The 25,455-nt window shown below is 40.8% G+C and carries 21 protein-coding genes; 13 read left to right on the top strand and 8 right to left on the bottom strand.

Annotated features, from left to right (window positions below):
- Nucleotides 1-180: 180 nt before the first annotated feature.
- Entirely contained in the window at nt 181-945 is a 765-nt protein-coding gene (locus tag ACFE93_RS20185; RefSeq protein ID WP_375475548.1) for a TVP38/TMEM64 family protein, read from the top strand.
- Nucleotides 946-1,168: 223 nt separating this feature from the next.
- Nucleotides 1,169-2,719, top strand: coding sequence for a mercuric reductase (locus ACFE93_RS20180; protein WP_375475546.1), 1,551 nt, complete (start codon nt 1,169-1,171; stop codon nt 2,717-2,719).
- 150 nt (nt 2,720-2,869) lie between these two features.
- Here ACFE93_RS20180 and ACFE93_RS20175 read toward each other — a convergent pair whose 3' ends face one another.
- The 4 genes from ACFE93_RS20175 to ACFE93_RS20160 all read right to left on the bottom strand — a co-directional run bounded on the left by ACFE93_RS20175 (nt 2,870) and on the right by ACFE93_RS20160 (nt 9,974).
- Entirely contained in the window at nt 2,870-4,366 is a 1,497-nt protein-coding gene (locus ACFE93_RS20175) for an aldehyde dehydrogenase family protein (RefSeq protein WP_375475544.1), read from the bottom strand.
- A 113-nt stretch (nt 4,367-4,479) separates the two neighbouring features.
- A complete protein-coding gene (locus ACFE93_RS20170; RefSeq protein WP_375475542.1) occupies nt 4,480-5,202 on the bottom strand; it encodes a cyclase family protein in 723 nt (240 codons plus the stop codon).
- 383 nt (nt 5,203-5,585) lie between these two features.
- Complete coding sequence (locus ACFE93_RS20165; protein ID WP_375475540.1) at nt 5,586-8,957, bottom strand: PAS domain S-box protein; 3,372 nt, start codon at nt 8,955-8,957, stop codon at nt 5,586-5,588.
- Nucleotides 8,958-9,677: 720 nt separating this feature from the next.
- Nucleotides 9,678-9,974, bottom strand: coding sequence for a M10 family metallopeptidase C-terminal domain-containing protein (locus ACFE93_RS20160; protein ID WP_375475555.1), 297 nt, complete (start codon nt 9,972-9,974; stop codon nt 9,678-9,680).
- 64 nt (nt 9,975-10,038) lie between these two features.
- On the opposite strand from ACFE93_RS20160, the gene ACFE93_RS20155 reads away from it, so the two are divergent.
- The 6 genes from ACFE93_RS20155 to ACFE93_RS20130 all read left to right on the top strand — a co-directional run bounded on the left by ACFE93_RS20155 (nt 10,039) and on the right by ACFE93_RS20130 (nt 18,892).
- Nucleotides 10,039-10,170 (top strand): hypothetical protein, encoded by a 132-nt coding sequence (locus ACFE93_RS20155; RefSeq protein ID WP_375475538.1) that lies wholly within the window; start codon nt 10,039-10,041, stop codon nt 10,168-10,170.
- Nucleotides 10,171-10,584: 414 nt separating this feature from the next.
- A complete protein-coding gene (locus ACFE93_RS20150) occupies nt 10,585-13,134 on the top strand; it encodes a proteasome protein (RefSeq protein WP_375475536.1) in 2,550 nt (849 codons plus the stop codon).
- A gap of 31 nt (nt 13,135-13,165) precedes the next feature.
- Nucleotides 13,166-14,014, top strand: a complete 849-nt coding sequence (locus ACFE93_RS20145) for an Rpn family recombination-promoting nuclease/putative transposase (RefSeq protein WP_375475534.1) — start codon at nt 13,166-13,168, stop codon at nt 14,012-14,014.
- A gap of 55 nt (nt 14,015-14,069) precedes the next feature.
- On the top strand, nt 14,070-14,246 hold the full coding sequence (locus ACFE93_RS20140) for a hypothetical protein (protein WP_375475532.1): 177 nt from the start codon (nt 14,070-14,072) through the stop codon (nt 14,244-14,246).
- Between the two features lie 449 nt (nt 14,247-14,695).
- Nucleotides 14,696-17,671, top strand: a complete 2,976-nt coding sequence (locus ACFE93_RS20135) for a molecular chaperone (RefSeq protein ID WP_375475530.1) — start codon at nt 14,696-14,698, stop codon at nt 17,669-17,671.
- Nucleotides 17,672-17,800: 129 nt separating this feature from the next.
- Entirely contained in the window at nt 17,801-18,892 is a 1,092-nt protein-coding gene (locus tag ACFE93_RS20130) for a hypothetical protein (RefSeq protein ID WP_375475528.1), read from the top strand.
- A gap of 102 nt (nt 18,893-18,994) precedes the next feature.
- Here the strand turns inward: ACFE93_RS20130 and ACFE93_RS20125 are convergent, their stop codons facing one another.
- A complete protein-coding gene (locus tag ACFE93_RS20125) occupies nt 18,995-19,174 on the bottom strand; it encodes a high light inducible protein (protein ID WP_104907792.1) in 180 nt (59 codons plus the stop codon).
- A 199-nt stretch (nt 19,175-19,373) separates the two neighbouring features.
- Here ACFE93_RS20125 and ACFE93_RS20120 point away from each other — a divergent pair, with 199 nt between their 5' ends.
- The 5 genes from ACFE93_RS20120 to ACFE93_RS20100 all read left to right on the top strand — a co-directional run bounded on the left by ACFE93_RS20120 (nt 19,374) and on the right by ACFE93_RS20100 (nt 23,317).
- Nucleotides 19,374-20,684 carry a dynamin family protein gene (locus ACFE93_RS20120; protein ID WP_375475526.1) on the top strand — a complete coding sequence of 437 codons (1,311 nt, stop codon included), beginning with the start codon at nt 19,374-19,376 and terminating at the stop codon, nt 20,682-20,684.
- A complete protein-coding gene (locus ACFE93_RS20115; protein WP_375475524.1) occupies nt 20,596-21,609 on the top strand; it encodes a hypothetical protein in 1,014 nt (337 codons plus the stop codon). The genes ACFE93_RS20120 and ACFE93_RS20115 overlap by 89 nt, the downstream gene beginning before the upstream one ends.
- Nucleotides 21,610-21,760: 151 nt before the next feature.
- Nucleotides 21,761-22,054: a hypothetical protein gene (locus ACFE93_RS20110; protein WP_375475522.1), complete on the top strand. Its 294-nt coding sequence runs from the start codon at nt 21,761-21,763 to the stop codon at nt 22,052-22,054.
- Complete coding sequence (locus ACFE93_RS20105) at nt 22,055-22,459, top strand: type II toxin-antitoxin system VapC family toxin (protein ID WP_375475520.1); 405 nt, start codon at nt 22,055-22,057, stop codon at nt 22,457-22,459. It begins immediately after the preceding gene.
- 12 nt (nt 22,460-22,471) lie between these two features.
- Nucleotides 22,472-23,317: a DNA adenine methylase gene (locus tag ACFE93_RS20100; protein ID WP_375475518.1), complete on the top strand. Its 846-nt coding sequence runs from the start codon at nt 22,472-22,474 to the stop codon at nt 23,315-23,317.
- Here the strand turns inward: ACFE93_RS20100 and ACFE93_RS20095 are convergent.
- The 3 genes from ACFE93_RS20095 to ACFE93_RS20085 all read right to left on the bottom strand — a co-directional run bounded on the left by ACFE93_RS20095 (nt 23,278) and on the right by ACFE93_RS20085 (nt 25,388).
- Nucleotides 23,278-24,303, bottom strand: coding sequence for an NAD-dependent epimerase/dehydratase family protein (locus tag ACFE93_RS20095; RefSeq protein ID WP_375475516.1), 1,026 nt, complete (start codon nt 24,301-24,303; stop codon nt 23,278-23,280). The two genes, ACFE93_RS20100 and ACFE93_RS20095, sit on opposite strands and share 40 nt — an antisense overlap.
- Nucleotides 24,304-24,351: 48 nt before the next feature.
- A complete protein-coding gene (gene clpP, locus ACFE93_RS20090) occupies nt 24,352-24,960 on the bottom strand; it encodes an ATP-dependent Clp endopeptidase proteolytic subunit ClpP (protein ID WP_375475514.1) in 609 nt (202 codons plus the stop codon).
- An 89-nt stretch (nt 24,961-25,049) separates the two neighbouring features.
- Nucleotides 25,050-25,388, bottom strand: coding sequence for a cupin domain-containing protein (locus ACFE93_RS20085; protein ID WP_375475512.1), 339 nt, complete (start codon nt 25,386-25,388; stop codon nt 25,050-25,052).
- Nucleotides 25,389-25,455: the final 67 nt, after the last annotated feature.

Genomic DNA, 25,455 nt, shown 5'->3' with positions numbered 1-25,455 from the left:
CTATTATGGTGGTAGTTTTTGTTTTACCCACTCAAGCAAATTTCTGACTGTTACTCTTTACAAAATCCCTATGAGATCGAATGAAACACCCCTGCTTTACATGGGGTGGGTTGGGGGGGGGTAAACAAATATTTAATACACTACTACAGACTTTTCAAACACCCTCTTAAACGCAAATTTATGAAAAAGCAATTTACAGAAAATCTATTTAATCTTGAAAACTTGCACAAGTCTTTGAGATTGATTGGATTAATATTACTAGTATTTGCTTTTGTTTTTTTGTTAAATACAGAGTTTGCTCTAGCACAAGAATCTGTGAATACCAATTTTTTTAATCCCCAAGCAATTTTACGAGATGCATTGCAGTGGATCGATCGCCTTGGTACTGTAGGAGCGATCGCTTTTATTGCACTTTACATTATTGCCACCATCGCTTTCTTTCCAGGTTCTATTCTTACCTTAGGTGCTGGCGTTATCTTTGGCGTAATTTGGGGTTCTTTGTACGTGTTCGTTGGTGCAACCCTTGGCGCTACAACTGCTTTCCTAGTCGGACGTTATTTAGCAAGGGACTGGGTTGCTCAAAAAATTGCAGATAATAAAAAATTTGCCGCCATTGACCAAGCCGTTGGCAAAGAAGGATTAAAAATCGTCCTGCTAACGCGACTGTCGCCGATATTTCCTTTCAATTTATTAAACTATGCTTTCGGCATCACCGGAGTTTCGCTCAAAGATTACTTTATCGGCTCCGTGGGCATGATTCCCGGAACTATCATGTATGTTTATATTGGTTCTCTTGCAGGTAATCTGGCCGCGATCGGTACTGAGGCTCAACCTAACAACCCGACTTTACAATGGGCAATTCGTATCTTGGGTTTGTTTGCGACAGTCGCCGTTACAGTTTATGTAACCCGGATTGCACGCAAAGCTTTAGAAGAGGAATTGTAAGGGGGGACAGATATATAGCCTTACTGTGGTCTATTAAACTGCAAATTGCTGTAAATTATCGATTACTGAAACGTTTATACAGGAAAGCTTCAATCGTATCTGTCAATTCCCAAACGGACAAAACAATTTAAAGGCTGTATTCCTTATTAAATCAAGCATAAAAAATAAAAGACTGAGCCGCCTAAATTTATCGGGATTCTTAATTTTAAAAGAGGTTTTGCCAATGACCAATTCAGATTTAGAGATAGTCACAGTTCGCCCAATTGACGAGTATAACCAAAAGTTGATGTCTTACGTCCATCCGCCAAATTGGGTTAATCCTCAACCCGCCGATGTTTACGATTTGGTAGTAATTGGTGCTGGTACGGCGGGATTAGTGGTGGCGGCGGGTGCTGCGGGTCTGGATTTGGGTTTAAAGGTGGCGTTGATTGAAAAGCATCTCATGGGTGGAGATTGCTTAAATGTTGGTTGCGTACCATCTAAAACTATTATTCGGTCTGCCCGCGTCGTTGGCGAAATCTGGGATGCTAAAGATTTGGGAGTTAATATTCCCCAACATAATATTGATGTTGATTTTCCCAAAGTTATGGCCAGGATGCGGCGAATCAGGGCTGATATCAGCCATAATGACTCGGCGGAACGCTTTCAAAACTTGGGTGTCGATGTCTTTTTGGGTAGCGGTCGATTTGCAAGTAAAAATACCGTGGAAGTTGGCGACAAAACCCTCAAGTTTAAAAAAGCTGTCATTGCAACTGGCACAAGAGCTACACAATTGTCTATTCCGGGAATTGAACAGGCGGGTTATCTAACCAATGAGACGGTTTTTTCCTTAATTCAACGACCAGAACGTTTGGCGGTGATTGGTGGTGGCCCCATTGGTTGCGAATTGGCGCAGGCTTTCCGGCGTTTAGGTTGTGAGGTGGTGCTTTTCCATAGCGGTTCTCATCTTTTGAATAAAGAAGACGTTGAAGCCGCTCAAATTCTCCAAAAGGTTTTGATTAATGAAGGAATTCGCGTAGTACTCAATTCCAAGTTGGAAGAAGTGGTAACTGTCACTCAGGGTAAACGGCTTTACTTTTCCTCTAATGGTCATCGAGATTCGGTGACAGTCAATGAAATTTTAGTCGGTGCGGGGCGATCGCCAAATGTAGAAAATCTAAATTTAGAAGCTGTGGGTGTAGAATATGACAAGCACAAAGGCGTGAAGGTAAATGATTACCTCCAAACGACTAATCCCAAAATTTATGCAGCTGGCGATATCTGCATGAATTGGAAGTTTACCCATGCTGCTGATGCAGCAGCGCGGATTGTAATAAAGAATACCCTGTTTTCTCCCTTTGGCTTGGGACGCTCGAAACTCAATAGTTTGGTGATGCCTTGGGTAACTTATACTGACCCAGAAATTGCTCACGTAGGGTTATCCGAACACGAGGCGCAGAAATTGGGTATTGAGATGACAACAATTGAGATCCCTTTTAATAGTGTAGACCGAGCGATCACAGATGGTGAAGAATTAGGATTTCTCAAAATCCACCATAAAAAGGGGTCTGATGAAATTATCGGTGCAACTATTGTCGCCAGTCATGCGGGTGAGATGATTTCAGAAGTGACTACGGCAATAGTGAATAAGATTGGTTTGAGCAAGTTAAGCAGTGTAATTCATCCTTATCCCACTCAAGCCGAAGCGATTAAAAAAGCAGCTGATGCTTATCGTCGAACACTCCTAACATCAAATACCAAAAAATTGTTGGGATTTCTGACAAAGTTATCTTAAGCAAAATCAGCGAACAGTCGGATAACTGTTCGCTGATATAGCCGTAGTCACACAGGTTAGGACATAATGACAAGCGTGAAAGCTAGGAATAGTAATAGTTTTACCTCCTGCCTCCTGCCTCCTGCCTCCTGCCTCCTGCTATACATAAAACTAACTGCGGTTATCTATCTGAGCGCGTTGCAAACTTCCAGAGAAGTCAACATAGACACTTTTCCATTCTGTGAAAACATCCATTGCAGTAGTTCCAGCTTCGCGGTGTCCGTTACCGGTTTGTTTCACACCACCAAAGGGCAAGTGTACCTCTGCCCCAATAGTGGGGCCGTTAATATAGGTGATACCTGCTTCGATGTCGCGCATAGCAGTAAAAGCCCGATTGATATCGCGGGTGTAAACTGAAGAAGAAAGACCATAATTGCAATCGTTGAGAATTGCGATCGCATTCTCAAAGGAGCTAACCTCAATTAATGCCACCACTGGCCCAAATATCTCTTCACGGGCAACGCGCATATCAGAAGTTACATCATCCAAAATAGTTGGTTGAAAAAAGTAACCGTTTTTCAATGAGCCTTCACTAGCAATTTCTCCACCAATTAAAACCTTTGCTCCTTCCTCATGGGCGATATCCAAATACTTCTTCACCTGCTGGAGTTGCTTTTCATTGACAATCGGGCCAATATCTGTATTTGGGTCAGTGCCAGCACCCAAGCGCAACTTACTGGTACGCTCATAGAGCATAGCGGTAAATTTTTCCTTGATATCACGATGCAAAATCAGCCGACTAGTAGCCGTACAACGTTGCCCAGTTGTGCCAAACGCTCCCCACACTGCACCATCGAGGGCAAGTTCTAAATCGGCATCTTCCATCACCACTTGAGCATTTTTACCACCCATTTCCAAACAGACACGTTTGTGAGTGCGGCCGCAAGTAGCGCCGACAAAAGCACCCGTTTCTGAAGAACCGGTAAACGATACTAAATCAACATTGGGATGCTCAACTAAAGCTTTCCCCGCCTCTTCTCCCACACCATGCACCAAGTTAATTACTCCTGGTGGTAAACCTGCTTGTTGAAAAATTTCAATCAATTTAGTTGCACAGGCGGAAGTATCTTCGGCAGGTTTGAGGATGACTGTATTGCCACACACCAAGGCTGGCATAGCTTTCCAGCAAGGAATTGCCACCGGAAAATTCCAGGGAGTGATTAAGGCACAGACTCCGATGGGCATCCGCACAGTCATGGCGAATTTATTGGACATTTCCGAGGGTGTGGTTTGCCCAAATAATCGCCTTCCTTCGCCAGCACTGTAAAAGGCGCAGTCAATACCTTCTTGGACATCTCCTCTAGCTTCCGTCAAGGATTTACCCATTTCTCGACTGATTAACTGGGCAAGTTCTTCTTTATGCTGAAGTAATATTTCCCCAACGCGAAAGATGTATTCTGCCCTCGCTGGGGCCGGGACTTTGCGCCAACTGTGGTAGGCTTTACGGGCGGCAGCTACCGCTGTATCTACATCTTTAACTTGAGAACGGGGAAATGTGGCCACCACTTCGGTTTTATCGGCAGGGTTGCGACGCTCTAGGGTTGTTTCCCCAACAGCACTCAACCATTGGCCATCTATATAATTGCGGCAAGATAGCGGAGTTGTCATTTTGAAAATCTCCGGCTGATGATCCACTGAAACTTGTGTATTAAGTTTGCTTGCTTTCTAGGTTATCCTCAAGTTTAGGAAATTGACGCGATAACCAAATATCGATATAAAAATTAAGGCACAAACGCCAATACCCCCACAGGAGAACCAGAACCACCACGTAACCTCAGAACTGCGATCGCTAGAGTAGTACCTTTAGGTGGCAGTTGATCCAAATTTGTCAGATTTTCTAACACAATGCGCGGTTGTTCTAAAACTAGACGATTAATCGCAAAACTGTTATCCTGTCCGGGGTCTACACCATGAGTATCAATTCCTACCCCAGCGATTTGCCGTTCATCGAGTAAAAATTGAGTTGCATCGCTGCCAAATCCGGGAAAGTGGGGAATCCCTTGAGCATCATGATTGAGGAATGCACTTTTATCCAACCACTTTTTTTGCCAACCAGTATTCAGTATAACTACGCAGCCACCAGAAATTTCACCGTATTCTGCTTCCCAAGCCAAAACATCAGCAATAGTCAGGGCATAATCAGAATTAACTGCTGTAACTTGACAAACATTTATAACCACCGCAGGTACAACCAAAGACTGGGCTGGGTATTGGTCAATTCCCACACCAGAACTATGAAAACTGTTAGGAGCGTTGATATGGGTAGCGCTATGTTCCCCCAAGGAGAAACGCCGCAGGTAATAGCCATCATTATTTAGTTCAGCCACAGTTTCAAATTCTACTGTGGGATCGCCAGACCATTGGGGAATATTTATGTCAATTACATGACTTAGGTGGATAACGCGTGTGTAGGTGATACTATTTTGACTTTGCGGTTGTATCATCCCAGCCTTCTATATTTATTTATACTCAAGGATTTTTTTATAAGGTGCGTAGGCGTAGCTCGTTGTGTACATCCTCTGGGTTGGGCTACGCCTACGCAAAGCTAGTACCACCATTACAACGTTTTCTAAACCTAATACCCTATACTAGAAGAAATAATCCCCCCAATTCCTGTAAGTTTTAGGTTATCAAGGGGGTTCAAATGTTGCAGCAAAAAATGAGTTGATCTTAGTTAACAACTATTAGGTTAATTTTTGGTTAAGTTTAGATTAAAATTAAATATCTCCAGAAATTAAATATGCGTTATCCAGAATTCTTGTAGAAATGTAGCAGTACTACGTTTCTACATTTTTTTACTCATATCTATATCTCTATTGTGTGATATCTACGTTGAGGGTTCTTGCTTTAGGGGAATCATTACAACAAACTCGGCGCCTTCTCCTGGTGCTGAAATACACTGGATCTTTCCACCGTGTTTTTGGACTATAATTTGGTAGCTAATTGATAATCCCATACCCGTGCCCTTACCCACAGGTTTTGTCGTGAAAAAGGGGTCAAATATGCGTTTGCGTACTTCCTTAGTCATGCCTGGGCCATTGTCAGCAATTCTAATGATTACATGGTCTTCTTGAATGAGGCTGCGAATGCGAATTGTGGGTATGAAGCATTGGGCACTTGTACTGAGCGACTTGCCCTCTTGGTAGTCGAAGGGAGTCGAAGTATTGGGCATTGGGCATTGGGTATTGGATATTAGGTATTTGGAAAACTTTTCCCCAGTCCCCGCCTCCTTTTCTAAAACATCGATCGCATTTGTCAACAGATTTATAAACACCTGATTCATCTGTCCGGCGTGACAGACTACTGGTGGTAGATTGCCGTAGTCTCGAATTACTTGGATTTCGGGATGTCCTGGTTTGGCTTTCAGGCGATTTTGCAACAGCAGCAAAGTGCTATCCATACCTTCATGAATATTCACTGCCTTTGTACCGTCTTCATCAAGGCGAGAAAAATTGCGTAAAGATAGGACAATCTGCCGAATGCGCTCGGCTCCCATCTTCATAGACTCCAGGATTTTCGGTAAATCTTGCTTGAGAAAGTCTAAATCAATGGTATCGATTTGTTGGTTAATCTCTGGTGTTGGTGGGCAGTAGCTCTGTTGATAAAGTTCTACTAAGTGCAGCAAATCCTTAGTATATTCACGGGCGTGGCTAATATTGCCGTAGATAAAATTGACGGGATTATTGATTTCGTGAGCAATACCTGCAACCAATTGTCCTAAACTGGACATTTTTTCAGTTTGAATCAGTTGCGCTTGAGTTTGTTGAAGTTCTAGAAGGGCTGCTTCTAGTTGTTGGGCTTTGTCTTGAGCAGTTTGGGCAGTGATACGACTTTGGGTGTAAAGTTTGGCTTGGTCAATGGCGATTGCTAATTGAACTGTAACTGCTTGTAATAATTCTACTTCGTTGTCCAGCCAAGGCCGCAAGCCACTACAATAACCACAGCTAAATGCACCAATTTCTCCAGATTGAGTGTGTACAGGCAGCGACATAAAGGCAGTGAAACCAAAATTCTGCAAAAACTGTCGTGCTATGGAATCGCCCACAGTCTCGACATCATTAATGCGGATGATTTCTCCATTCAAAGTTTTGTCTGCGATTAATTCGATTTCGGCATTAGTTGCTTGGTCGTTAAGCAGACAGGGTAAAAAAGAACTTTTCGCCTCATATACTCTTTCCCAGTATGGTACATCAGTATCTTGCCGATACCAAAAGAAGGCGCAGCGATCGATTTGGAATAAGTTATGAATCTCCTGGACTGCCGTTTCCATAATGTGATTGAGATCCAAAGAAGCTCGAATCTGATTAGAAAGACGATTGAGTAGTGCTTCTCGCTGGACGCTTTCTCTAAGTGAAATTTCTGCCTGTTTGCGCTTGATGCCAATGGCAATCTCTTGGGCAGCAAATTCCAATGCTGTGAAAGTTGATTCTGTCACTGTTTGGCGGGCAAACATGGCTATCACCCCTACAATTTCATCTTCAACAATTAAGGGATAGCCAGCGAAGGCGACCATACCCTCTCGCTGTGCCCACTCTTTGTTACCAACGCGGGGATCTGTCTGCACAGAATTAGTTAAGTGGGGTTTGCTCTCTTCGGCAATCAAACCAATTTTGAATTGACCGACTGGCACACATTTATGGGGCCCATTAATATGGGTGTACATCCCAGAACTGACTTGCAACTCCAATACGTTGTCTTGTTTGTTCAGCGTCCAGATGCGAGCAAAGGCTGCATCAAGATGTTCAACTAAGGCGTCAGTGCAGCGATGCATCATATTCTGTAAGCTGTCACTCTGAGTCAAAGCCGCATCTACATCGGCACGAAAATTTGCTAAACGCGCTCGTTCTGCTAGAGCTACCTCTGCTTCTTTACGATCGGTAGTGTCATAGCAAATACCAACGAAGTACAAAACATTGCCATTAGCGTCTTTAATCGCAGATGAGTTGCTTGTATGCCATCGCCAACTACCATTTTTGTGTTTGACTCGATATTCAATTGCCTCTTGTTTCTTGCCTGTTGTCAAAATTCTTTGGAAATAATTGGCACAGATATGCACATCGTCAGGATGTATAAACGGAATAAAAGATTTGCCTTCAACCTCTGCAATCTCATGCCCAAAAATCTCAGTCCAGTTAGGAGAAACGTAGGAAAATATCCCTTCAAGTGTCAGCGCAAAAATAACGTTGTTGGCGTTTTCCACAATGCTGCGGAACTTGGCATCGCTTTCCATTAAGGCTGCTTGGATGTTGTCGCTGGTGTCACGGATCAGAACTATGATTTGCTGGTCTGTTAATGGTAATAACCTAGCTGCAAAATTCTTATTTTCTTCTGGTAAAGGTAAGGTATATTCACAACTGACTTCATATTGAGTTTCAAGTACTTGATTTATTGCTTGATGGAAGCGATCGCCTACAGCAGTCGGGAAGCATTCTCGCAAACTCTTGCCCTGATAATCTTCTGGTAATGAAATATATAAACTCTCCATCTTCCCTGGCATGTAATCCAGAATACTTCCATCAGCATTAAGGCGGAAGTATGAATCAGGAAGTACTTGCAAAATCGCTGCAAATTCTGATGTTTTTTGGCGTAACTGTGCTTCAACTGCTTGGTGTTTGGTAATTTCAGCTTGCAGTTGCTCTAATGCTTTTGCTAATTCTGTTGCCCGTTCTCTATCTGTAATTTTACGTAAGTCACGAGAAAAATTTGTAGATAGTGAGCAGATATCTGTTAGGGAAGGTTGACTTATCCCTATCGGCACTTCTGTTAGATCAATACAATAACTGATGTAACCGACAAAGCTACCATCTGCTGCAAATCGTGGCGCGGCTGTATCTAAAATCCAGCGATATTCACCATCAGCTCGACGCAGGCGATATTGCCTCTGGAAGGAATCATGCGTCGCAAATGCTCTTAGGTATATATCTTCGCCTCGCTGTCTATCTTCTGGATGGACGCTGCTAGTCCAAATATTGCCTATTTCCTCTTCTTGTGCAGATGCAGATGCGGCTGTTGTTAAGTGTGTTCCAGTAAATTTCAGCCAATTAGAATTGAAGTAACAGTAAAGCGCATTGTATCCAGACATCCAAATCATCAGAGGAGCAATATCCGCCTGCTGGCAAAATACTTTTTCATCCTGTTGTATTTTTTCCTCTTCAACTATGATTTGTTTAACGTAGCTCTGCACCTTTTTAGAAAACATTTTTGCCTGCCTGCTCTGCCTAAATTATTAAGGTAATATGCTGAAAATACAATTTCTTAATACATGGATATAATCTTGTTTATGCAAACCTGCTAACGATCTTAATACTTTATTTATTTTTATATATGCAGAAATTCCTCTTTTCTTGTAAATAAATTGAAAAAATGCTGAAGTTATCATTAAGATTAACTTCAGCATTTTTGGGGAAAATTAAGCTTTCCAAGTATTAGGGAAGTTGTTTAACTTTGCTTCTTCTTAAAATCACCTATAAATTCATCTTAACTATGTGATTGCATTGCTCAAAAACCTAATTTAGCTTTACGGAAACTACTTGATTTGTGAAGATTTGAGGTGTCTAGATCCCCGACTTCTTTAAGAAATCGGGGATCTAACTTTTCACGAATGATTTACGACTGCTATATAACGGTTCCCGCATAGGTAAGCTACAGAGAGAAATTAATTAACCACAGATGAACACAGGTAGGTTAGCACAGCTATGCTATATCCTACCTGTGTACCTTACTCAAATGAAAATCGCTACAAATATAACTTAAATGGTAATAAAATCTATTGCAGTAATCAAACTTGAATTGGCACCCGTTAAGGATGCCAGAGTTTCAGTACCGAACTTAATCAGGGTATTCCAGTAGCAGGGGTAGATATAGCCTAGCTGATATGAGTGGCATTCCTAATGTGACAGTAAATTTCCCCCAAAATAGATTAAATCAAGATAAAATCGGCTGAAGTCAGCAGACTATAATTAACGCCATTGAGGGTTGCCAACAACTCATTGTTACTCGTCAAATAAATTAGCGTATTACTACCAGAAGCAACCACTGTGAGTTGTCCAAAGCTTAAACTCGACAAACCCACTAAATCAGTCCCATCTTGAAAATCGGTAATCGTGTCGCTACCTTCGCCACTAGCAAGAACAAAGACATCAGCACCACTCCCACCGATTAGTTGATCGTTACCCAGACCTCCTCTGAGAGTATCATTGCCAGACTTTGAGCGCAGTTCGCCAGGTTTCGACCTTTTGAGCGGAGCTTGTCGCTAGCAGTTCCCCAAGAGGCTTTTCGAGTTGCCAATTCAACTTCAAAAGCAACGCCTCAAGGGTAGGGGTAGTCAGGTCGGTTCGCTGGTACACCACCTGCAACTGCTGAGTTCCCTAGAGTATGGCGGTGATGTCTTCATAGAAAATTCACAATCTTAAAGATTTTCATCCCAAATCAATATTTATTAGGACTTACGCATTGACAGGAAAGACCAAATATGGAGCATTTGAAAACCACATCTGTCGTAGGGGCATAAGCAATGCTGTGCCCATAGGGTGCAGGTCTATTTACCATCAATAATTAATAAAAGCCTGAAACGAGCTATTTTGGTAAATCCATACCATGATTAATTTGTAGAGTGCGTGAGTCCTATTTATTTTTTATTTTTTTTAGCAAAGCCAGATTTTTCAAAATTGTCTTGGTGGGTTAAAAAGGACTGGGGATATTAAGGAGACACAAGGACTAATGCTCAATGCTCAATGCCCAGTCCCTTTATGTTACCCGAATTCCTGGCGATCGCGTTTTATATGTTATAAAGCTCACAGAAATTAATGTTAGGCGGAAACTATTTTATGGAACCAGATCAACTGGGCCGTTTTAAGGAGTACGGCGAATTCATCGTCCGAAAGATAGATTCTGTGCCCCAGTACCCTTCTAAACAAGAAGATTGGATTCCAGCTAGTCTTGATGACTGTCTTCTTCGTTTGCGATCAGCTGCCCAGAAAACTGTAGACCTGGCAACTTCGCCTGTCAAAATTGGGGTAATGGGGGAATTTAGTAGTGGAAAAACCTTACTTTTAGGCAGTCTAATTGGATATGCAGATGCTTTGCCAGTCAGTGAAAACCCCACTACCGGTAATGTTACCGCCATACACATTATCCCGCAAGACGATTTTGCAACAACACAATTAAGTAACTTTACAGTAGAGTATCTTTCTCATGAAGGAGTACATGAGTGTTTACGCTTCATGCTAGGGGAAGCCAATAAACGAACAACAGCAGCAGGGCTTCCTCCGATACCAGTATCGAAACTCAACTCTGGCAACGATATTATTAGCTGGTGTGAAGAAGCATGGAATAGCAGTAACAATTTAGAGCTACGTTATTTACTCCGGGAGTTGGTACTATTCCTACGGGCTTATCAAGCTTATGGGGAAGTTATGTGTGGTGGGCACTATCAAATTGATGCTATCACTGCTCGTCAGGGGCTACAGCTGGTCGAGCAGCCAATGGCAATCCAAACTCTGAAATTTGAGGATCTACCTCCAGCGCATATCCGATTACCGAGTCCACCCCAGAGGCTACCAACAAAGTTATTGCAAAACAGTTTCCCACTGATCCGCCGCGTAGATATCGATGTGAAAATCTCACGGGAAATTTGGGATTTTGCAGATGCAGCTAAATTTATTCTCATCGACTTTCCGGGATTGGGGGCTGCTAATTCGGGAGCTAGAGATACCTTTTTGTCACTGCGAGAATTGGCAGAAGTACAGACAATTTTAGTATTGCTAAATGGTAAATCTCCTGGAAGCGATCGCGCCAATAAAATCTTCACCATGATGCAGCAGCAGCGACCGGGACAAGACCTGAAAGATTTAATTCTCGTCGGTGTGGGTCGTTTCGATCAACTACCTCTAGATAGCGAGGGTGGTGAAAGAGAACTTGACCAATTGATTGAAGATAGCTCATATTTGCAGGAAGAAACGGTTTTCCAAAAACTCAAAGTTCTGCAAACTACCATTGATGGCGCACAAGCGTTTACAACCCAAAAAGACCGCATCGTTTTACTATCGCCACTATTGGGATTGGCTGAATTAGCAAAACGTTCTAGTAGCGTGAAAGCCGGCTCACCAGAGTTTTTGGCTAACTTAGACTATCCTGATTACCTAGATCGGTCTAAACGGCTACAAGAGAAATGGGAGCTATTAAGTAAACATTTGCTAGAATCTGATACCCGTAGCTATTTGGGCAGACAGTTGGGTTACTTTGTTCAAGATGGCGGACTTAGTAAGCTGCGGGAATTGATTCAAACTCATGTAGCTACTCATGGTTTGAAGCAACTGCATGAAGATACTAAAAGAGCTGCTGATGTGGTGAGTCAGCAACAAGATTACTTGAAAGACATCATAGATGAAATTCACGAGCAAGGCATCCCCACAGGCGATAGTCCCGCTTTTATCGAATTGCGTTTTTTGGTCGAAAGCTTAGATAAAATCTACAGAAATTTCCAAAAAGATATCGGCAAAGAACTACTCAAAGATCGGCGCGGTGTTGTTGTCAGCGATGTAGTAAAAGACGAACTTACCTTTAGAATCCTCAATTGGAACCAGTGGACTTTACTTTTCAACAAAGCCAATAATGGAGCGATCGCTCTGGCAGAATCTAAAGGTGCAGCCGGTAAATTATTCGATCGGGGAAACCGCGTAAATACTTCAATTCCGACTAAAAGTGATGATTTTTATCCAGTATTTGAAAAAACCGTTAAAGAAGTAGAAGATTTTGCCCGCGATCGCATTCATCAAGCCGTGGTAGATTTATTAAATCAATTATCGAATTATATCGCCCCAGAACGCGAACAATTGCAGGCATTTTTCCACCCAGAAATGGAGCGAGAAATCGAAGAAAAATTTGGTTTTGAAGATGCGGATCTCTTTTACAAATTATTACTAGGATGCGAACCTAACGAATGGAAAGAAGCAATTATCGCTGAAATCAGTAGTAAAGACAAAACCGTTGCACCTGAGATTATTTTTCCTTTAGCACGCCAAGACGATAAACACAACGTTGGTCAAATCTTTGATTGGGCACCAGAGAAAAGCCAAGGCTTACCCAGATCGAGCAATCACCAACTTTTAGTACTGCGACTGCGAGATGAAATTACTGCTAGTGCCAGCCTGCATCTTGTGCAGTATGTTAGCGAAGTTAATCAGCAAATTAATTCTGAACTAGAAGGCATTTTGGATCAAATTATTCCGAGTCTGCAAAACCTTTCAAAAAAAGAAACTTTGCTAAGATATTTGGCAGCTGGAGAATTGCCATCTGAGATCCAAATTCCTACTTGGTTGCAAATTATTTCAGAAATCGCCGCAGTTTCTCACTCAGATGATTTGGATTTGAGATGACGCGATCGCGTAGAGATATGAGGATGTATTTGTGAGACGTGATGCGATTTTTTATACAATTTTCAAGCGTGTCCCAGGATTGTTTTTTGAGTTAGTAGAACAGCCACCAACAGAAGCTGCTAGCTATCGCTTTGAATCAGTTGAGGTTAAAGAACCAACATTTCGGATTGATGGGGTATTTTTACCTCCACCGGATGCAACATCTCAGACGATCTTTTTTGCTGAGGTACAATTCCAAAGAGATGAGTTACTGTACCATCGCTTTTTCTCCGAATCCATGCTGTATATGTATCGTAATCCGTCGCTTTACGATGACTGGTACGGGGTAATTATTTTACAATCTCGCAGCTTGGAACCAGAAAACACCACTATTCATAGATCGTTACTGAACAGTTCCCAAGTACAACGGATTTATTTAGATGAGTTAGGTAGTCCTGATGAGCAAAAAGTAGGTATCAGTTTGATGCAGTTGACTATTGCCTCAGAGACTCAAATGGTTCAAGAAGCGAAACGTTTAATTGAGCGGGTGCAACAAGAACAGATAACTGTCTTGGCTAAGAAGGAGATAATAGATGTAATCACAACAATCGCAGTTTATAAATTTGCAAACTTAAGTCGTGAAGAGGTAGAAGAAATGTTAGGAGTTAAGTTAGAAGAAACTAGGGTTTATAAAGAAGCTAAACAAGAGGGATTAGAACTAGGACTACAACAAGGGCTACAACAAGGGCTACAACAAGGGCTACAACAAGGACTACAACAAGGACGAGAACTAGCAAAACTTGAACTTGTACCTCAATTATTAGCTACTGGTATGTCGATGGGAGATGTTGCCCAATTACTTAATTTAACCATCGAACAAGTAAGGCTTGCAGCTGAGTAATCACAACAATTACTGATTATAAATTTGCAAACTTAAATAGTGAAGAGGTAGAGCGATGTTTGAAATTAAGTTACAAGAAACTAGGGCTTATCAAGAAGCTAAAGAAGAAGGACTAAAACAAGCACTAGAAGAAATACGAGAAAAAGGACGAGAACAAGCAAAACTTAAACTTATACCTCGGTTCTTAGCTTATGTATTTCTATATAACAGGTTGCCCAGTTACTTGATTTAACTATCAAACAAGTCGAACAAGTAAGACTTGCAACTGAGCAAGAATCTTTAACATCAACTCAGTAACTGCCGTAATTTTCATAGCGATGCCTAGTTTAAGCTATACCTACGTCCTTTCTATATATAGCGATTCCCAATTGCATGGAATACAGACCTAACAAGAACAGGCCCTTTCCTTCTAACGTTGGGGAGTAAGATTCAAAGCCTCTCTCCTTTTAGGAGAGAGGTCAAAACTGTGTACTGCACCCAAGCGAGAACCGCTATAAAAGCGTAGGCATAGCTAGCCGTAGATATCGCACCAAATAAAAAAGCTAGTGCTAAAGAGAATCAGTGGTACAAAACCAAAGATGAAAAGTCTTTACCACAAGGATTCTCTAAATTTGTAATTTTATGATACAACATTACAGTTTTTAGCCAGCTATAAGACAAACAATAGAAAGTGATACTATAATGAACCCTTTTCAACTCAATAAATATAGCAATCGCGAACCAAGCGAGAAACAACAAAAAAGATTTCCGGGATGGTTTGCTTTAGATTTTGGTACGTCGAATTCGACAGTGACACTTTTCGATCCAATTGAAGTACCGATCGCAGAAATTTTACCTAAAGAACAAGAAATGCGGTTGCGCGATCGCTTATCACAATGGCTAAGTTCTCCCGCCTCAGTCGCTTTACCAGATGTCAGCGCTGATGATTGGGAAAAGTTTATCGTAGAAATTAGCAAAAACCTGGAGATAGAACCAAGAAGATTAAGTGAAGTATTTGAAAGTGATAATAAAGAGCGATTTTTGGAAGCAATTCGCCAAATTGAACTTTCTTTAGGAAACAGTGAGAGATTCCGCCGGGCTGTCAGCAAAAAACTTTACCAAATTTATCATGAGGTGTTCCGCGTCCCTACCCTAGAGTCGCAAAATCTGATCCCAGTTGTGTTGGATATTGATCGCCGCGATACGGAAATTCCTAGCGAGTCGGAAATTTCCCACTTAGGGGATTTAAAACTGCGGATGGGAAGGGAAGCTAGAGATAACAGAAAAAAAGCGATCGCTCAAGGTACAAGCGGTTCTTTAAAGGAAATTATCAGCAGGTTTCACCATTCACCCAAACGCTATTTTGGTCAGCAGCGATCGTTTTCAGTTATTTTAGATGGCGAAGAAGAAACAATTACCGCCAACCAACTAATCCAATCTGCTTGGGCGCATTTAATCGAGTTAACTGAAGACTACCGCCAACACGCACAACGCAGATTTTCTGAAGGAGATTTTTTAACAGCAGTTGTCACCTACCCAACAGTCGCCCCACCAGTTGTTCGTAAGGAAGTTAGAGAACTGGTTGAGCAGTTAGGAATCGATGATGTGCAAACTGCTTATGATGAAGCCGTTTCTGTGGCAATATTCTTTTTATGGCGAGAATTTGGCGGTAATCTCAACATTGGGATTGAATCATTCAAAACCCGTTGTCGCCAAGTAGGAAACAAATGGTCACAAAATGTCCTCGTCTTGGATATTGGCGGCGGAACCACAGACTTAGCTCTAATTGAACTGACTTTGGAAGACAAAACCCCAGCTTTTGCTGATTACGAAGAACGTGGTTTAGGAGGACGTTATTATAAACTTACCCCCAAACTATTAGGTTCATCTGGTCATTTACAGCTAGGCGGTGAGTTAATTACATTGCGAATCTTGAGATTATTAAAAGTTGCGATCGCAGACTTTTTGTTGACAGCAGTAACAATAGGCGAACTAGAAAACGAAAAACTAGAAGATTTAATTAATTCAGAGTTAAACGAGCGCTTTTTAGAACAAGGCAAATTTAAAACTGGCAGTCTTTTAAAATGTCTGGATAGAGAGAATCCAGAAGGCGATATTGCTTACAAAGATGCCCTAGATACTGCCGAGAAAGTATTGCCGACTCGTTGGCAACAAGCACCTCAACGTCTGCAATCTTTTTATATTCTCTGGGAATATGCAGAAACAGCTAAACTTAAACTTGGGCAAAAGCCAACAGCAGATAATTCTCTATTAACCTTCACACTTTCTGAGCAGCAAATTTCCGAATTGCTCACCCAAAGCGCCATTAAATTGCAAGTCAAAGATCCAAATAACATCTGCGTCACCCTAGACAACCATCAATTTGAACGAGCCGCCGCTTCGGGAATTAAAGAAGCGATCGGGATTGCCCAAGGATTAATGGAAAGTCGTTTGCGTCGCGATGATCTCACCAAAGATTCTTGGAATTCCCAAAAAGTTGATTGGTTAATTTTGTCTGGTAAAACTTGTAATTTAGACGTAGTGCAGCGCCAAATTTATCAAGAATTTAGTAAGTCTCCATATTTTGTCTGGAATCCTGAACGGATTACCTTTGTGTTGGAATTTACCAAGTTAGCCACCTCCGCCGGTGCTTGCTATGCCGAAAAACTACGAAGATTGAGATTCGATCCAGAAGAGTCTAAAAGCTTGCTACGTAAGGGAGCCAACCAGCTAGAAATTGATGTCAAAAACCTGTTTTATTATTTACCCTGCAACTTCAAACGCAAAACCCAAAGCAACGATTTACTAACTATATTCAAAGCTGGACAAGAACTCTATCAACTCGCACCTTGGGAAACTGTTGCTAAAGTTCGTACTCATTGGCAAGGCATACAATTAACTAATATTATCTACCGTCAGGATTACGAAGAAGGAGATTTACGACTTTGGGGAAGCTTTGATGGCAAAAACCTGATGAATCAACTGGAAATGCCAGAAGTAGAATTTCTGAAAAAAATCAAAGTCCAGTTTGAGATTGACCAAACCCTAGAATTTAACGTATTGCTTTGTCAAGGAAATCCCCATTATTTAATTGACATTTCTGGTATTGATTTAGAATCGGTAGTTTCAGAAACTTCAGCCTTATTTGCTGATGGTAAATTAAACTGGAATATTGCTGTAGAACGCTTCAATAAAGACTTAAATGATGGTGATATTGCCGTCAATGTTATTGAGTCAGCAACTGTCGATCAACCAGATGCCTATCATCTTGTATTTGAAGTCGGAAATGATGGTAGTAAAACGTTTCATAAATTTCACTATTTGCGCGATGGGGTGACGCAACCAGGAATTGGGTTAATTAGTAATCCTTTACCTCCCTTTCCGCAAACTGGACAGCACACTTTCTATGTTTATCAAACAGATGCTGAAACCAACAGCAAAAAATGGATACGAATTGGCGCACTCAGTAAACCAGATGTAACCACAGATTACCCTTGCCAATATCGTGTAACTCTCGACGATCGAGGTATTCTAAGGATGCACGCTGGCGAAGTGCCTTACTGGACATCACAAAATCAAGAATGCTTGATGGAAGAAGGATGCGTTTATCGTGCTGAATTAGAGTTGCAACCTAATGAAGTTGATAAAGAACGCGATCCCTTTTGCGGCATACATTAACTCTTGCATTAAACCTTTGCGTTCCTCTGTGTTGAAAAAATTAATATTTTTAAACAAAAAGGGGCGCAGAGGTTTGCCAAGCTTAATTTGCTACGAATCACATACAGGTAATATTTGGAGGTGATATTCATGCAGCACTTGCGTCAATTATTAGAAATAGAAAACTCGGAGTTAGCTCGGTTACTGCGGTTTAGTCTGTATGGACTAGAGGCTAATCTGAATCAGGCTCGCACAGAGTTACCACTAGATCCAGGATCTAAAATATGTGATGAGGTGCTGCAAGAACTTCATAGCCTATTGGAACCTTCACCCCCACAGCAAAATACTGGTTGGGAAGATGCGCCAGATGAGTTAAAACTAAGTCACCTCCGAGAAGCTTTCGATTCTGACTCAGAACTTAGTTATTATCTGGGTAATTCCCAACTGCAAAGCCAAACAGATTCTGATTTGTGGAATGAAATTCAACGTAAACTGCTACGACTACCAGAGGATTTAGCTGCAACTTGGCAACAGCGCACTTTAGATTTAGCTCAAGAAGTTGGTGCGATCGCAGATAATTCTAACCTTTATCAACTTCCCTTTATCCGTGATGAAATTATCTACCCTGGTCTTAGTGGTACTGTTCAAACTCAGGGATTAAGCTTGTATCAACAACCACTTTCAAATCATCTAGTTACTCAGGGTAATGCATCTGATTTACCAGCAGCATTCCTATTTTTATATATGAATTTTATCGAAATAGACCCAGATTTACATCATGCTTTAAAGAGCGTTTTTAGCTTCGATGTCATTTCCTTACACTCCAAACCAGAACAACGCGATCAATATATTGATGCTTTAAGCGATCGCTTCCAACGCACCCAAAAAGCTGAGAAAAACACTGATGCTCTGTCAATTCTGCGTGCCTGGATTGACATGGACGAGGCAATACATTCACTAGTATTCGTACCACCGGCTGAACGCTATTCTTGGTGGGGAAAGCTACAACATGAATCACGGCGCATTTTGAAGAAAGTTGCTGATGAAGCGATTAATGCAGGTAATGAAGTGCGAATTCGGCAATTATCGGGACTTTATGCAGATATCTGTGCTTTATCCAAGGATGACTTACAACTAGACTGTGGTGGTATTCCTGGCGAAGTCTTAACTTGTCTTCGAGTTTATGCGCGAATTAATCAAGAAGAATCTCCAGGTCGTGTAATATTTCGCTCATCACGGTAGTTGCTGGCGAGTTTTTTAATTCTTGAGATTACGAGGCAAGGCAGACAATTTTACTAATCCTCGCCTTGCCTCATAATCTAATGAAGGTAAAAACGTTTAAACCTAAAGGATGCCCCAGAAGTGTAAAATCCCTTGACCAGAAAACACTTCAAGCGCAACAGCAGATAAAAAACCGATCATTGCAAAACGACCGTTCCAGTTTTCGCTCTGAGGAGTGAAGCCCCAGCGCAAAGCATTAGGATCTTCTGAAACCGAAGGCGTAGTCTTCTTAACGTTTGCCATAAAAAATACTCCGAGCTTTTATGTTGTAACAGTTATAACTGCCTGTAAAGTAATGTAACAGACTTTTACGAAATTGCAACATAAACTCAAAGCAAAATTCTTTCCCATAAATAAGGGTGGGTAATCCCTACTGGCTGGCAGATTAATATCTATACCATAACCAAATAAGTAATATTAATAGTGCAGTTGAGATACAGCAATGAATATTGACTTACTGGGATATCGTCAGAAAGTAGGCATGGGTCAAGTACAGGTCGCTAATACACTGGGCATTTCCCATGAAGAAGTTTGTCTTTATGAGCAGAAGCCTGAAACAGTTCCAATGGGACTTTTAATAAAATGGCTGCAAATATTGGGGGTTGACTTTGCTACAGCCATGTCACCACCAACACCATCACTCAAAGGAATTGATCCAGGAACTCCATACACTGAACTTTATCGCAAACTAAATTTACTAAATCAGTACATTGATGCTACTCTTCCTGTAGACAAACTAGATATACCAACATCACCAGCTACACCACATGATTTCCAGCAGCAGCTTAAGCTTTATAAACAAAAGCCTAATGTTGTTTTGACTGGAGGCTTTGATGCTGGTAAATCACACATGGCAAACGCTTTGTTGGGAAGTAAAAATTTGCCAGTTGGTTATCAGCCAGCAACAAGAGTAATTACATTTGTTCGTCATATAGAAGACCGTCCCAAATGGTGCAAAGAAGATGTATTGATTGTTAATGAGGATTTTTGGCTAAAAGATGATAAAGGTAAGCAAATCATTGATTTACTACTTTTAGATGATCAAGAACGTTGTGAGAAATATTGTGTACACGCAGGCAGCTTCGATACCTTGCAAAAATATGGAGTACATGGAGAATATGAGGATATAGCGGCTCATGCAGCTGTGGTCTATATTAACTCACCTCTGCTACAAGCCTGCAACTTGATAGACCTTCCCGGCTTCTCAGATCAGCCAGATGAAGCATCCAAGGATGTAGAGAAGGCTAATAGTGCAGCAAAGATAGCCGATGTAGTGCTGTATGCTTCGCCAGCCAAAGGACATATTAATGCTCAAGATATGAGACGCATTAGCAATTTACTCGATTCACTTCCTGCACGAGAGAATGAATGCAGTAATTTTCCAACACTGGGTAATCTATTTATTATAGCTACTCATGCTGATCCGAGTATATCTGATCATCAACTTAAAGAAATCCTATACAAAGCTGCACAAAGGCTCTATAAGCAACTCAATGAAGGAATATTTGAAGAACGTAGAAATCTGACAAATCGCGCTATTACTCAAGAAGATTTGCAAACAAGATTTTTCACGTTTTGGTCAGAAAGACCTGATAGATGTCAACAGCTATTTGATGATTTTACTAAATTACTAAGTGAATATCTTCCTCAAGCGCATCTCTGCCGTGTTGAGCGGGAAATCAATTCAATTAGGAATGATAACACAGAAAAGTACGCTAAACAAATTGAAGCTTTATCAAAGAACTCTTGCTGATATAGATTTACGGCGCAAACAACTACAAGTACTAGAAGAGAATGAAGAAACTCGTAAAAAAGAAACTCAGCAGAAACGCAATAAAGTATATCAATGTATCCGTGAATTTCAAAAAGACAGTATAACTTCCTTTCAAAGGTATAGAGAGCAACTACTAACTGTCGATGCTGTAGAAGATATTATTCGCAATCAATACGACGATAAAAAAGAGGCAAAAGAATCTATTTTTGGTTATCTGGTGGAAAAACTTCAATACGAGATGAAACAGATTATCAAAATAAAGTCTGAGAAATTAACATCTGAGGTAGAAACTTTTCTTGGTTCATATCAAGAGGCTTTACTTAAACTGCCAAATTTAGATATATCTATGGAGATACCCTTCGATGCTAAAGGAGCTTTTATAGGCGGACTTACAGGACTAACTAGCATTGGTGCTTTATCTGCTTGGGCGGCAGCACTCGGAAATCTTGGCGGTTATATTTTAGTAGCTAAGTTAGTTAGTCTTTTGTCTGCACTTGGCATTAGTATTGGTGGTGGAACTGCTGCGGTAATTTCCTTTGTAGCGGCTATTGGTGGCCCTATAGTACTTGGTTTAGGTCTAGCTGCTGCATTAGCTTTCAGTGTGTGGAACTTATTTGGAGAATCTTGGCAGAAGCGTTTAGCCAAGGAAACTGTTAAATATTTTGAAGAACAGCGTGTGAGTAATAAGTTTACAGATGGAATTGATCAGTTTTGGCAAGATACAACTAAGAGCTTTGAAAAAGGTGCTAATGCAGTAGAGGCAGACTGGAAGAAATATATTGAACACTTACGTGAGATAACTTCACCTACGATAGCATCAAAATATCGCATTGAAGAGATTATCAAAATATTGGAGGCTGGTCAGAATTTTTTTGCCGAAATTCCTTGGAAAAATATTAATTAGCAATGTTAAATAATAGTATGTTCTAACTCCGAGACACTATTGTTTTTTGGTAAGATATACCCTATAGTCATATACACTGTAAAGTCCTCTCAAGAGGACTTTTATTATTAATGACATTCATGGTTACATATAGTAGCTGAGGTGTAGTGCGGTGAGTTGGGTTTTAAGCTTAGAATTAAGTGATGAAGTCTACGCAGCATTGCAGCAGCAAGCCGAGGTTGCAGGCGTATCTCTTGCAGAATTGGTAGCTACTTCCATAGAACAGCAGTATGGTTCTCCAAGACGTGAAAAGTTGCAAGCTGAAACAGAGAAAGAAGTCGCTCGTCAACGTTTCCGAAGTCATGCTGGAAGCATTAACCTCGGTTACGCTACAGGAGCAGACAATGAAAGCATTGATGCTGATTTAGCCAGAGCATACAGTGATACTTCTGAGGAAACAAATTGAGTGCTTCTACTTGATACATCTGGGCTACTTTGCTATGTCCACAGTGGTGAACCAGAACATCAAAAAGCAGTTGAGTTTCTGGATAATGTTAGTGAAAGTTTAACTCATAGCTATGTTTTAGCAGAGTTTATTGCTCTAGCTCAAGTTCGTCGCTTTCCACGTATAACAGCACTAAATTTTATTATTGATTTGTTAGAAAATCCAGATATCGAGACGGTATGGATCAATGAGTTTTTACATCGAGAAGCTGTTAAACTTCTAATGGCTCGGCAAGATAAGACCTACTCTTTATGCAATGCTGTTAGCTTTGTGTTGATGCGTCAGCGTGGTGTCACCGAGGCATTAACCACCGATCGCCATTTTGAGCAGGAGGGCTTTCGACGTTTGTTATTACCCCAAGTGTGACGATTTCTAATTATGCTCAAAAGTCCTCTCCGATATCCTGGTGGTAAGTCGAAAGCAATAAATCAAATAGTTGAATATTTACCAGAGGGCTTTTCAGAATTTCGAGAACCTTTTGTGGGTGGTGGTTCTGTATTCATTTATTTAAGACAAAAGTTTCCCGATCTCAAAATTTGGATTAACGATTTAAACCGCGAACTATTCTTATTTTGGAAAGTTGCTCAATCCAATCTAGCTCAGTTAGTTAAAGAAATTCGCTATATTAAAGTGAAATATACAGATGGCAAATTACTCTTTGCAGAATTGACGAAGGTAAATATCAATAATTTATCTGATTTACAAAGAGCCGTTCGCTTTTTCGTCCTTAACAGAATTACTTTTTCTGGAACTGTAGAATCAGGTGGTTTTTCGCAAGAAGCTTTTCATAAGCGCTTTACTGATTCTTCAATAGAACGACTTGAAAAGTTAGAAAATATCTTATCAAAAAACGTCAAGATTACGAATTTAGATTATAGCCATCTATTGAAATCAGAGGGTAAAGATGTATTTTTATTTTTAGATCCACCATATTTTAGTGCTACAAAATCAAAACTATATGGTAAAGATGGTCACTTACACACTTCTTTTGAACATCAGAGATTTGCTGAAATTTTACAACAATGTCATCATCGCTGGCTAATTACCTATGACAACTCAACGCAAATTATAGAAAATTTTAAATGGGCTAATATTTCAGAGTGGGAATTACAGTACGGTATGAATAACTACAAACAAAGTGGTGCAGCTAAAGGAAAAGAGCTATTCATTACTAACTATGAAGTTCAACGGAATTTAGACAAAATCGCATCTTCTATTGCATAGTCCAGCAACCACGGTACTGCAAACTGCTGCGGTTCTTGAGGTGAATGAGTCCACTGCCAATCAATAGTTCGTTGCAATGCTTCATCTAACGGCACAATTTCCTTATATCCCAACTCTTGACGGATACGAGTTGAGTCTACAAACCAATCTTGCTCAGTATTACCAGGCAATTTCCACTCTGTCGATAACTGGCTTTTGGGTACGATAACCACTTTACCCTGCCATCCTGCTATTTTCCCGACTCTGGTGATGCGTTGAGCTTCGGTAAGTGCTTCGACATCAGCGACATGATAAATGCGACCAGTTGCGCGTTCGTTTATTGCTGCTAGTGCGATCGCATACGCTACATTTTCTACATAGCCGTAAGAGCCACGCCATCGAGCGATATTATCTTCCAAAACAATTGCAGGACGCTTATCATCCATCCGTTGAAGATAGGAATACAGGCGATGCAGGACATCTCTGGAACCATATACCATTGGCAGGCGTATAATCGTTGCGGGTAAGGTGGATGCCATCACTACTCGCTCTACTAGAATCTTTTCATAATCAATTGGCACAGCGATCGGTCTAGAGGGCATTTTCCGGTATGGATAGAGTTGCTGGCGGAGGGGCGAATCTTCCGTAAGTGGTACAGGCACAACATCAAATTCCTTACCCCAAAGCACATCGTATGCACGATACACATCCATACTGCTGATTACAACAACACGCTGGGCAATACCCTCAAATGTGTTCGTTAGAGTTAGTGCATCTTGTTCGTTATAAGCAATCATATCTACCACGACTTGAGGCGAAAGCTGCTTAAACTTGCTTTTCATCTCCAAAAGATGGAAGCGATCGCCCAAAATTTCCTGTACACCTGGTGGTAAGTTAGTTGTAGTTTTTCCCCGATGAAATATGCTCACTTCATGACCCATTGCAATCAGTTGACAGACTACAGGAGGGCCAATAAAATTTGTGCCACCAATGATGAGTATTTTCATTTTTGGTTTCCATCCATTACTGTTTATTGATATCAGGTTTTTTGCAGATTAAATAGATGCAGATGTTTTCAAAATGATACTGTCAATTAAACCGTAAGCTTTTGCTTCTTCGGTACTCATGAAAAAGTCCCGTTCAGAATCTAGTTGAATTTGCTCTAGCGATTTCCCAGTATTGGCAGCGAGTATTTTGTTCATTAATTGACGGAAATACAAAATTTCTTTGGCTGCAATTTCAATATCAGATGCTTTTCCCTGAGCGCCTCCTAATGGTTGATGAATCATAATTCGAGCATTTGGTAGAGCATATCTTTTATCCTTACTTCCAGCAGCAAGCAAGAATGATCCCATTGAAGCAGCAATACCGATGCATACAGTACATACTTCTGAACGAATTTGATTCATAGCATCGTAAATAGCCATTCCTGCTGTCACCGAACCTCCAGGACTGTTAATATACAATGTGATATCTTGCTCTGGATCTTCAGCATCAAGAAATAGCATTTGTGCAACTATGAGGTTTGCTGTCTCGTCTGTAACTTCATTTCGCAAAAATATAATTCGCTCTGCAAGTAAGCGGGAATAAATGTCTAATGCTCGTTCCCCTCTTTCTGATTGTTGAATAATCATTGGGATGCTGAGTTGAATTTGAGAATTCATATTTGATATCTCCAAGTAAGATAAAATTTTCATTAAAAACTATTTTTTTAATAAAATGCTTAGACTATTTTTGGAAGAAATTAGGATTTTTATAACTCCTCAAAGATTCCCATCTCACCAAGACGAATTGTAATAAGCTCAACGGACGTAATTGCTTTGTGAGGGCCATTCTGGGTATGAGCAGGCGTAAACCAAAATGTTCCTGCTTTGCATTCACATCCAGTAGTTTCAATCGTTCCCTTCAGGACATAAACATATTCATCGCAAGGATGGTAATGAACTGGAATCACTGTGCCAGCAATCATTTGTAGTTTATGAATTGAACCTTTTGGTACTGGTTCAGCTAATGGCAATAATTTTGTACCTGGAACAGGCTGAAACTCAAACCATGTTTCAGTTTCTGTGTCAACAAAAGTCTGTTTATTCATATTTAATTTTCCAAAAGCTCAATTTAATTTGGCTTGGCTAATATTTGTCAAACCATAAATGATCATG

It is taken from the genome of uncultured Nostoc sp. (genome assembly GCF_964247315.1).
Taxonomy (GTDB): Bacteria; Cyanobacteriota; Cyanobacteriia; order Cyanobacteriales; family Nostocaceae; genus Nostoc.
The sequence above is the reverse complement of the archived record's forward strand: the minus strand, read 5'-3'. Positions and strand labels throughout refer to the sequence as shown.

Coding starts and splice junctions, on each gene's coding strand:
- ACFE93_RS20130 (WP_375475528.1), top strand. CDS start 17,801: ATGCAGCACTTGCGTCAATTATTAGAAATAGAAAACTCGGAGTTAGCT.
- clpP (WP_375475514.1), bottom strand. CDS start 24,960: ATGAATTCTCAAATTCAACTCAGCATCCCAATGATTATTCAACAATCA.
- ACFE93_RS20165 (WP_375475540.1), bottom strand. CDS start 8,957: ATGTTTTCTAAAAAGGTGCAGAGCTACGTTAAACAAATCATAGTTGAA.
- ACFE93_RS20125 (WP_104907792.1), bottom strand. CDS start 19,174: ATGGCAAACGTTAAGAAGACTACGCCTTCGGTTTCAGAAGATCCTAAT.
- ACFE93_RS20140 (WP_375475532.1), top strand. CDS start 14,070: ATGTTTGAAATTAAGTTACAAGAAACTAGGGCTTATCAAGAAGCTAAA.
- ACFE93_RS20150 (WP_375475536.1), top strand. CDS start 10,585: ATGGAACCAGATCAACTGGGCCGTTTTAAGGAGTACGGCGAATTCATC.
- ACFE93_RS20100 (WP_375475518.1), top strand. CDS start 22,472: ATGCTCAAAAGTCCTCTCCGATATCCTGGTGGTAAGTCGAAAGCAATA.
- ACFE93_RS20120 (WP_375475526.1), top strand. CDS start 19,374: ATGAATATTGACTTACTGGGATATCGTCAGAAAGTAGGCATGGGTCAA.
- ACFE93_RS20185 (WP_375475548.1), top strand. CDS start 181: ATGAAAAAGCAATTTACAGAAAATCTATTTAATCTTGAAAACTTGCAC.
- ACFE93_RS20170 (WP_375475542.1), bottom strand. CDS start 5,202: ATGATACAACCGCAAAGTCAAAATAGTATCACCTACACACGCGTTATC.
- ACFE93_RS20135 (WP_375475530.1), top strand. CDS start 14,696: ATGAACCCTTTTCAACTCAATAAATATAGCAATCGCGAACCAAGCGAG.
- ACFE93_RS20175 (WP_375475544.1), bottom strand. CDS start 4,366: ATGACAACTCCGCTATCTTGCCGCAATTATATAGATGGCCAATGGTTG.
- ACFE93_RS20180 (WP_375475546.1), top strand. CDS start 1,169: ATGACCAATTCAGATTTAGAGATAGTCACAGTTCGCCCAATTGACGAG.
- ACFE93_RS20085 (WP_375475512.1), bottom strand. CDS start 25,388: ATGAATAAACAGACTTTTGTTGACACAGAAACTGAAACATGGTTTGAG.
- ACFE93_RS20095 (WP_375475516.1), bottom strand. CDS start 24,303: ATGAAAATACTCATCATTGGTGGCACAAATTTTATTGGCCCTCCTGTA.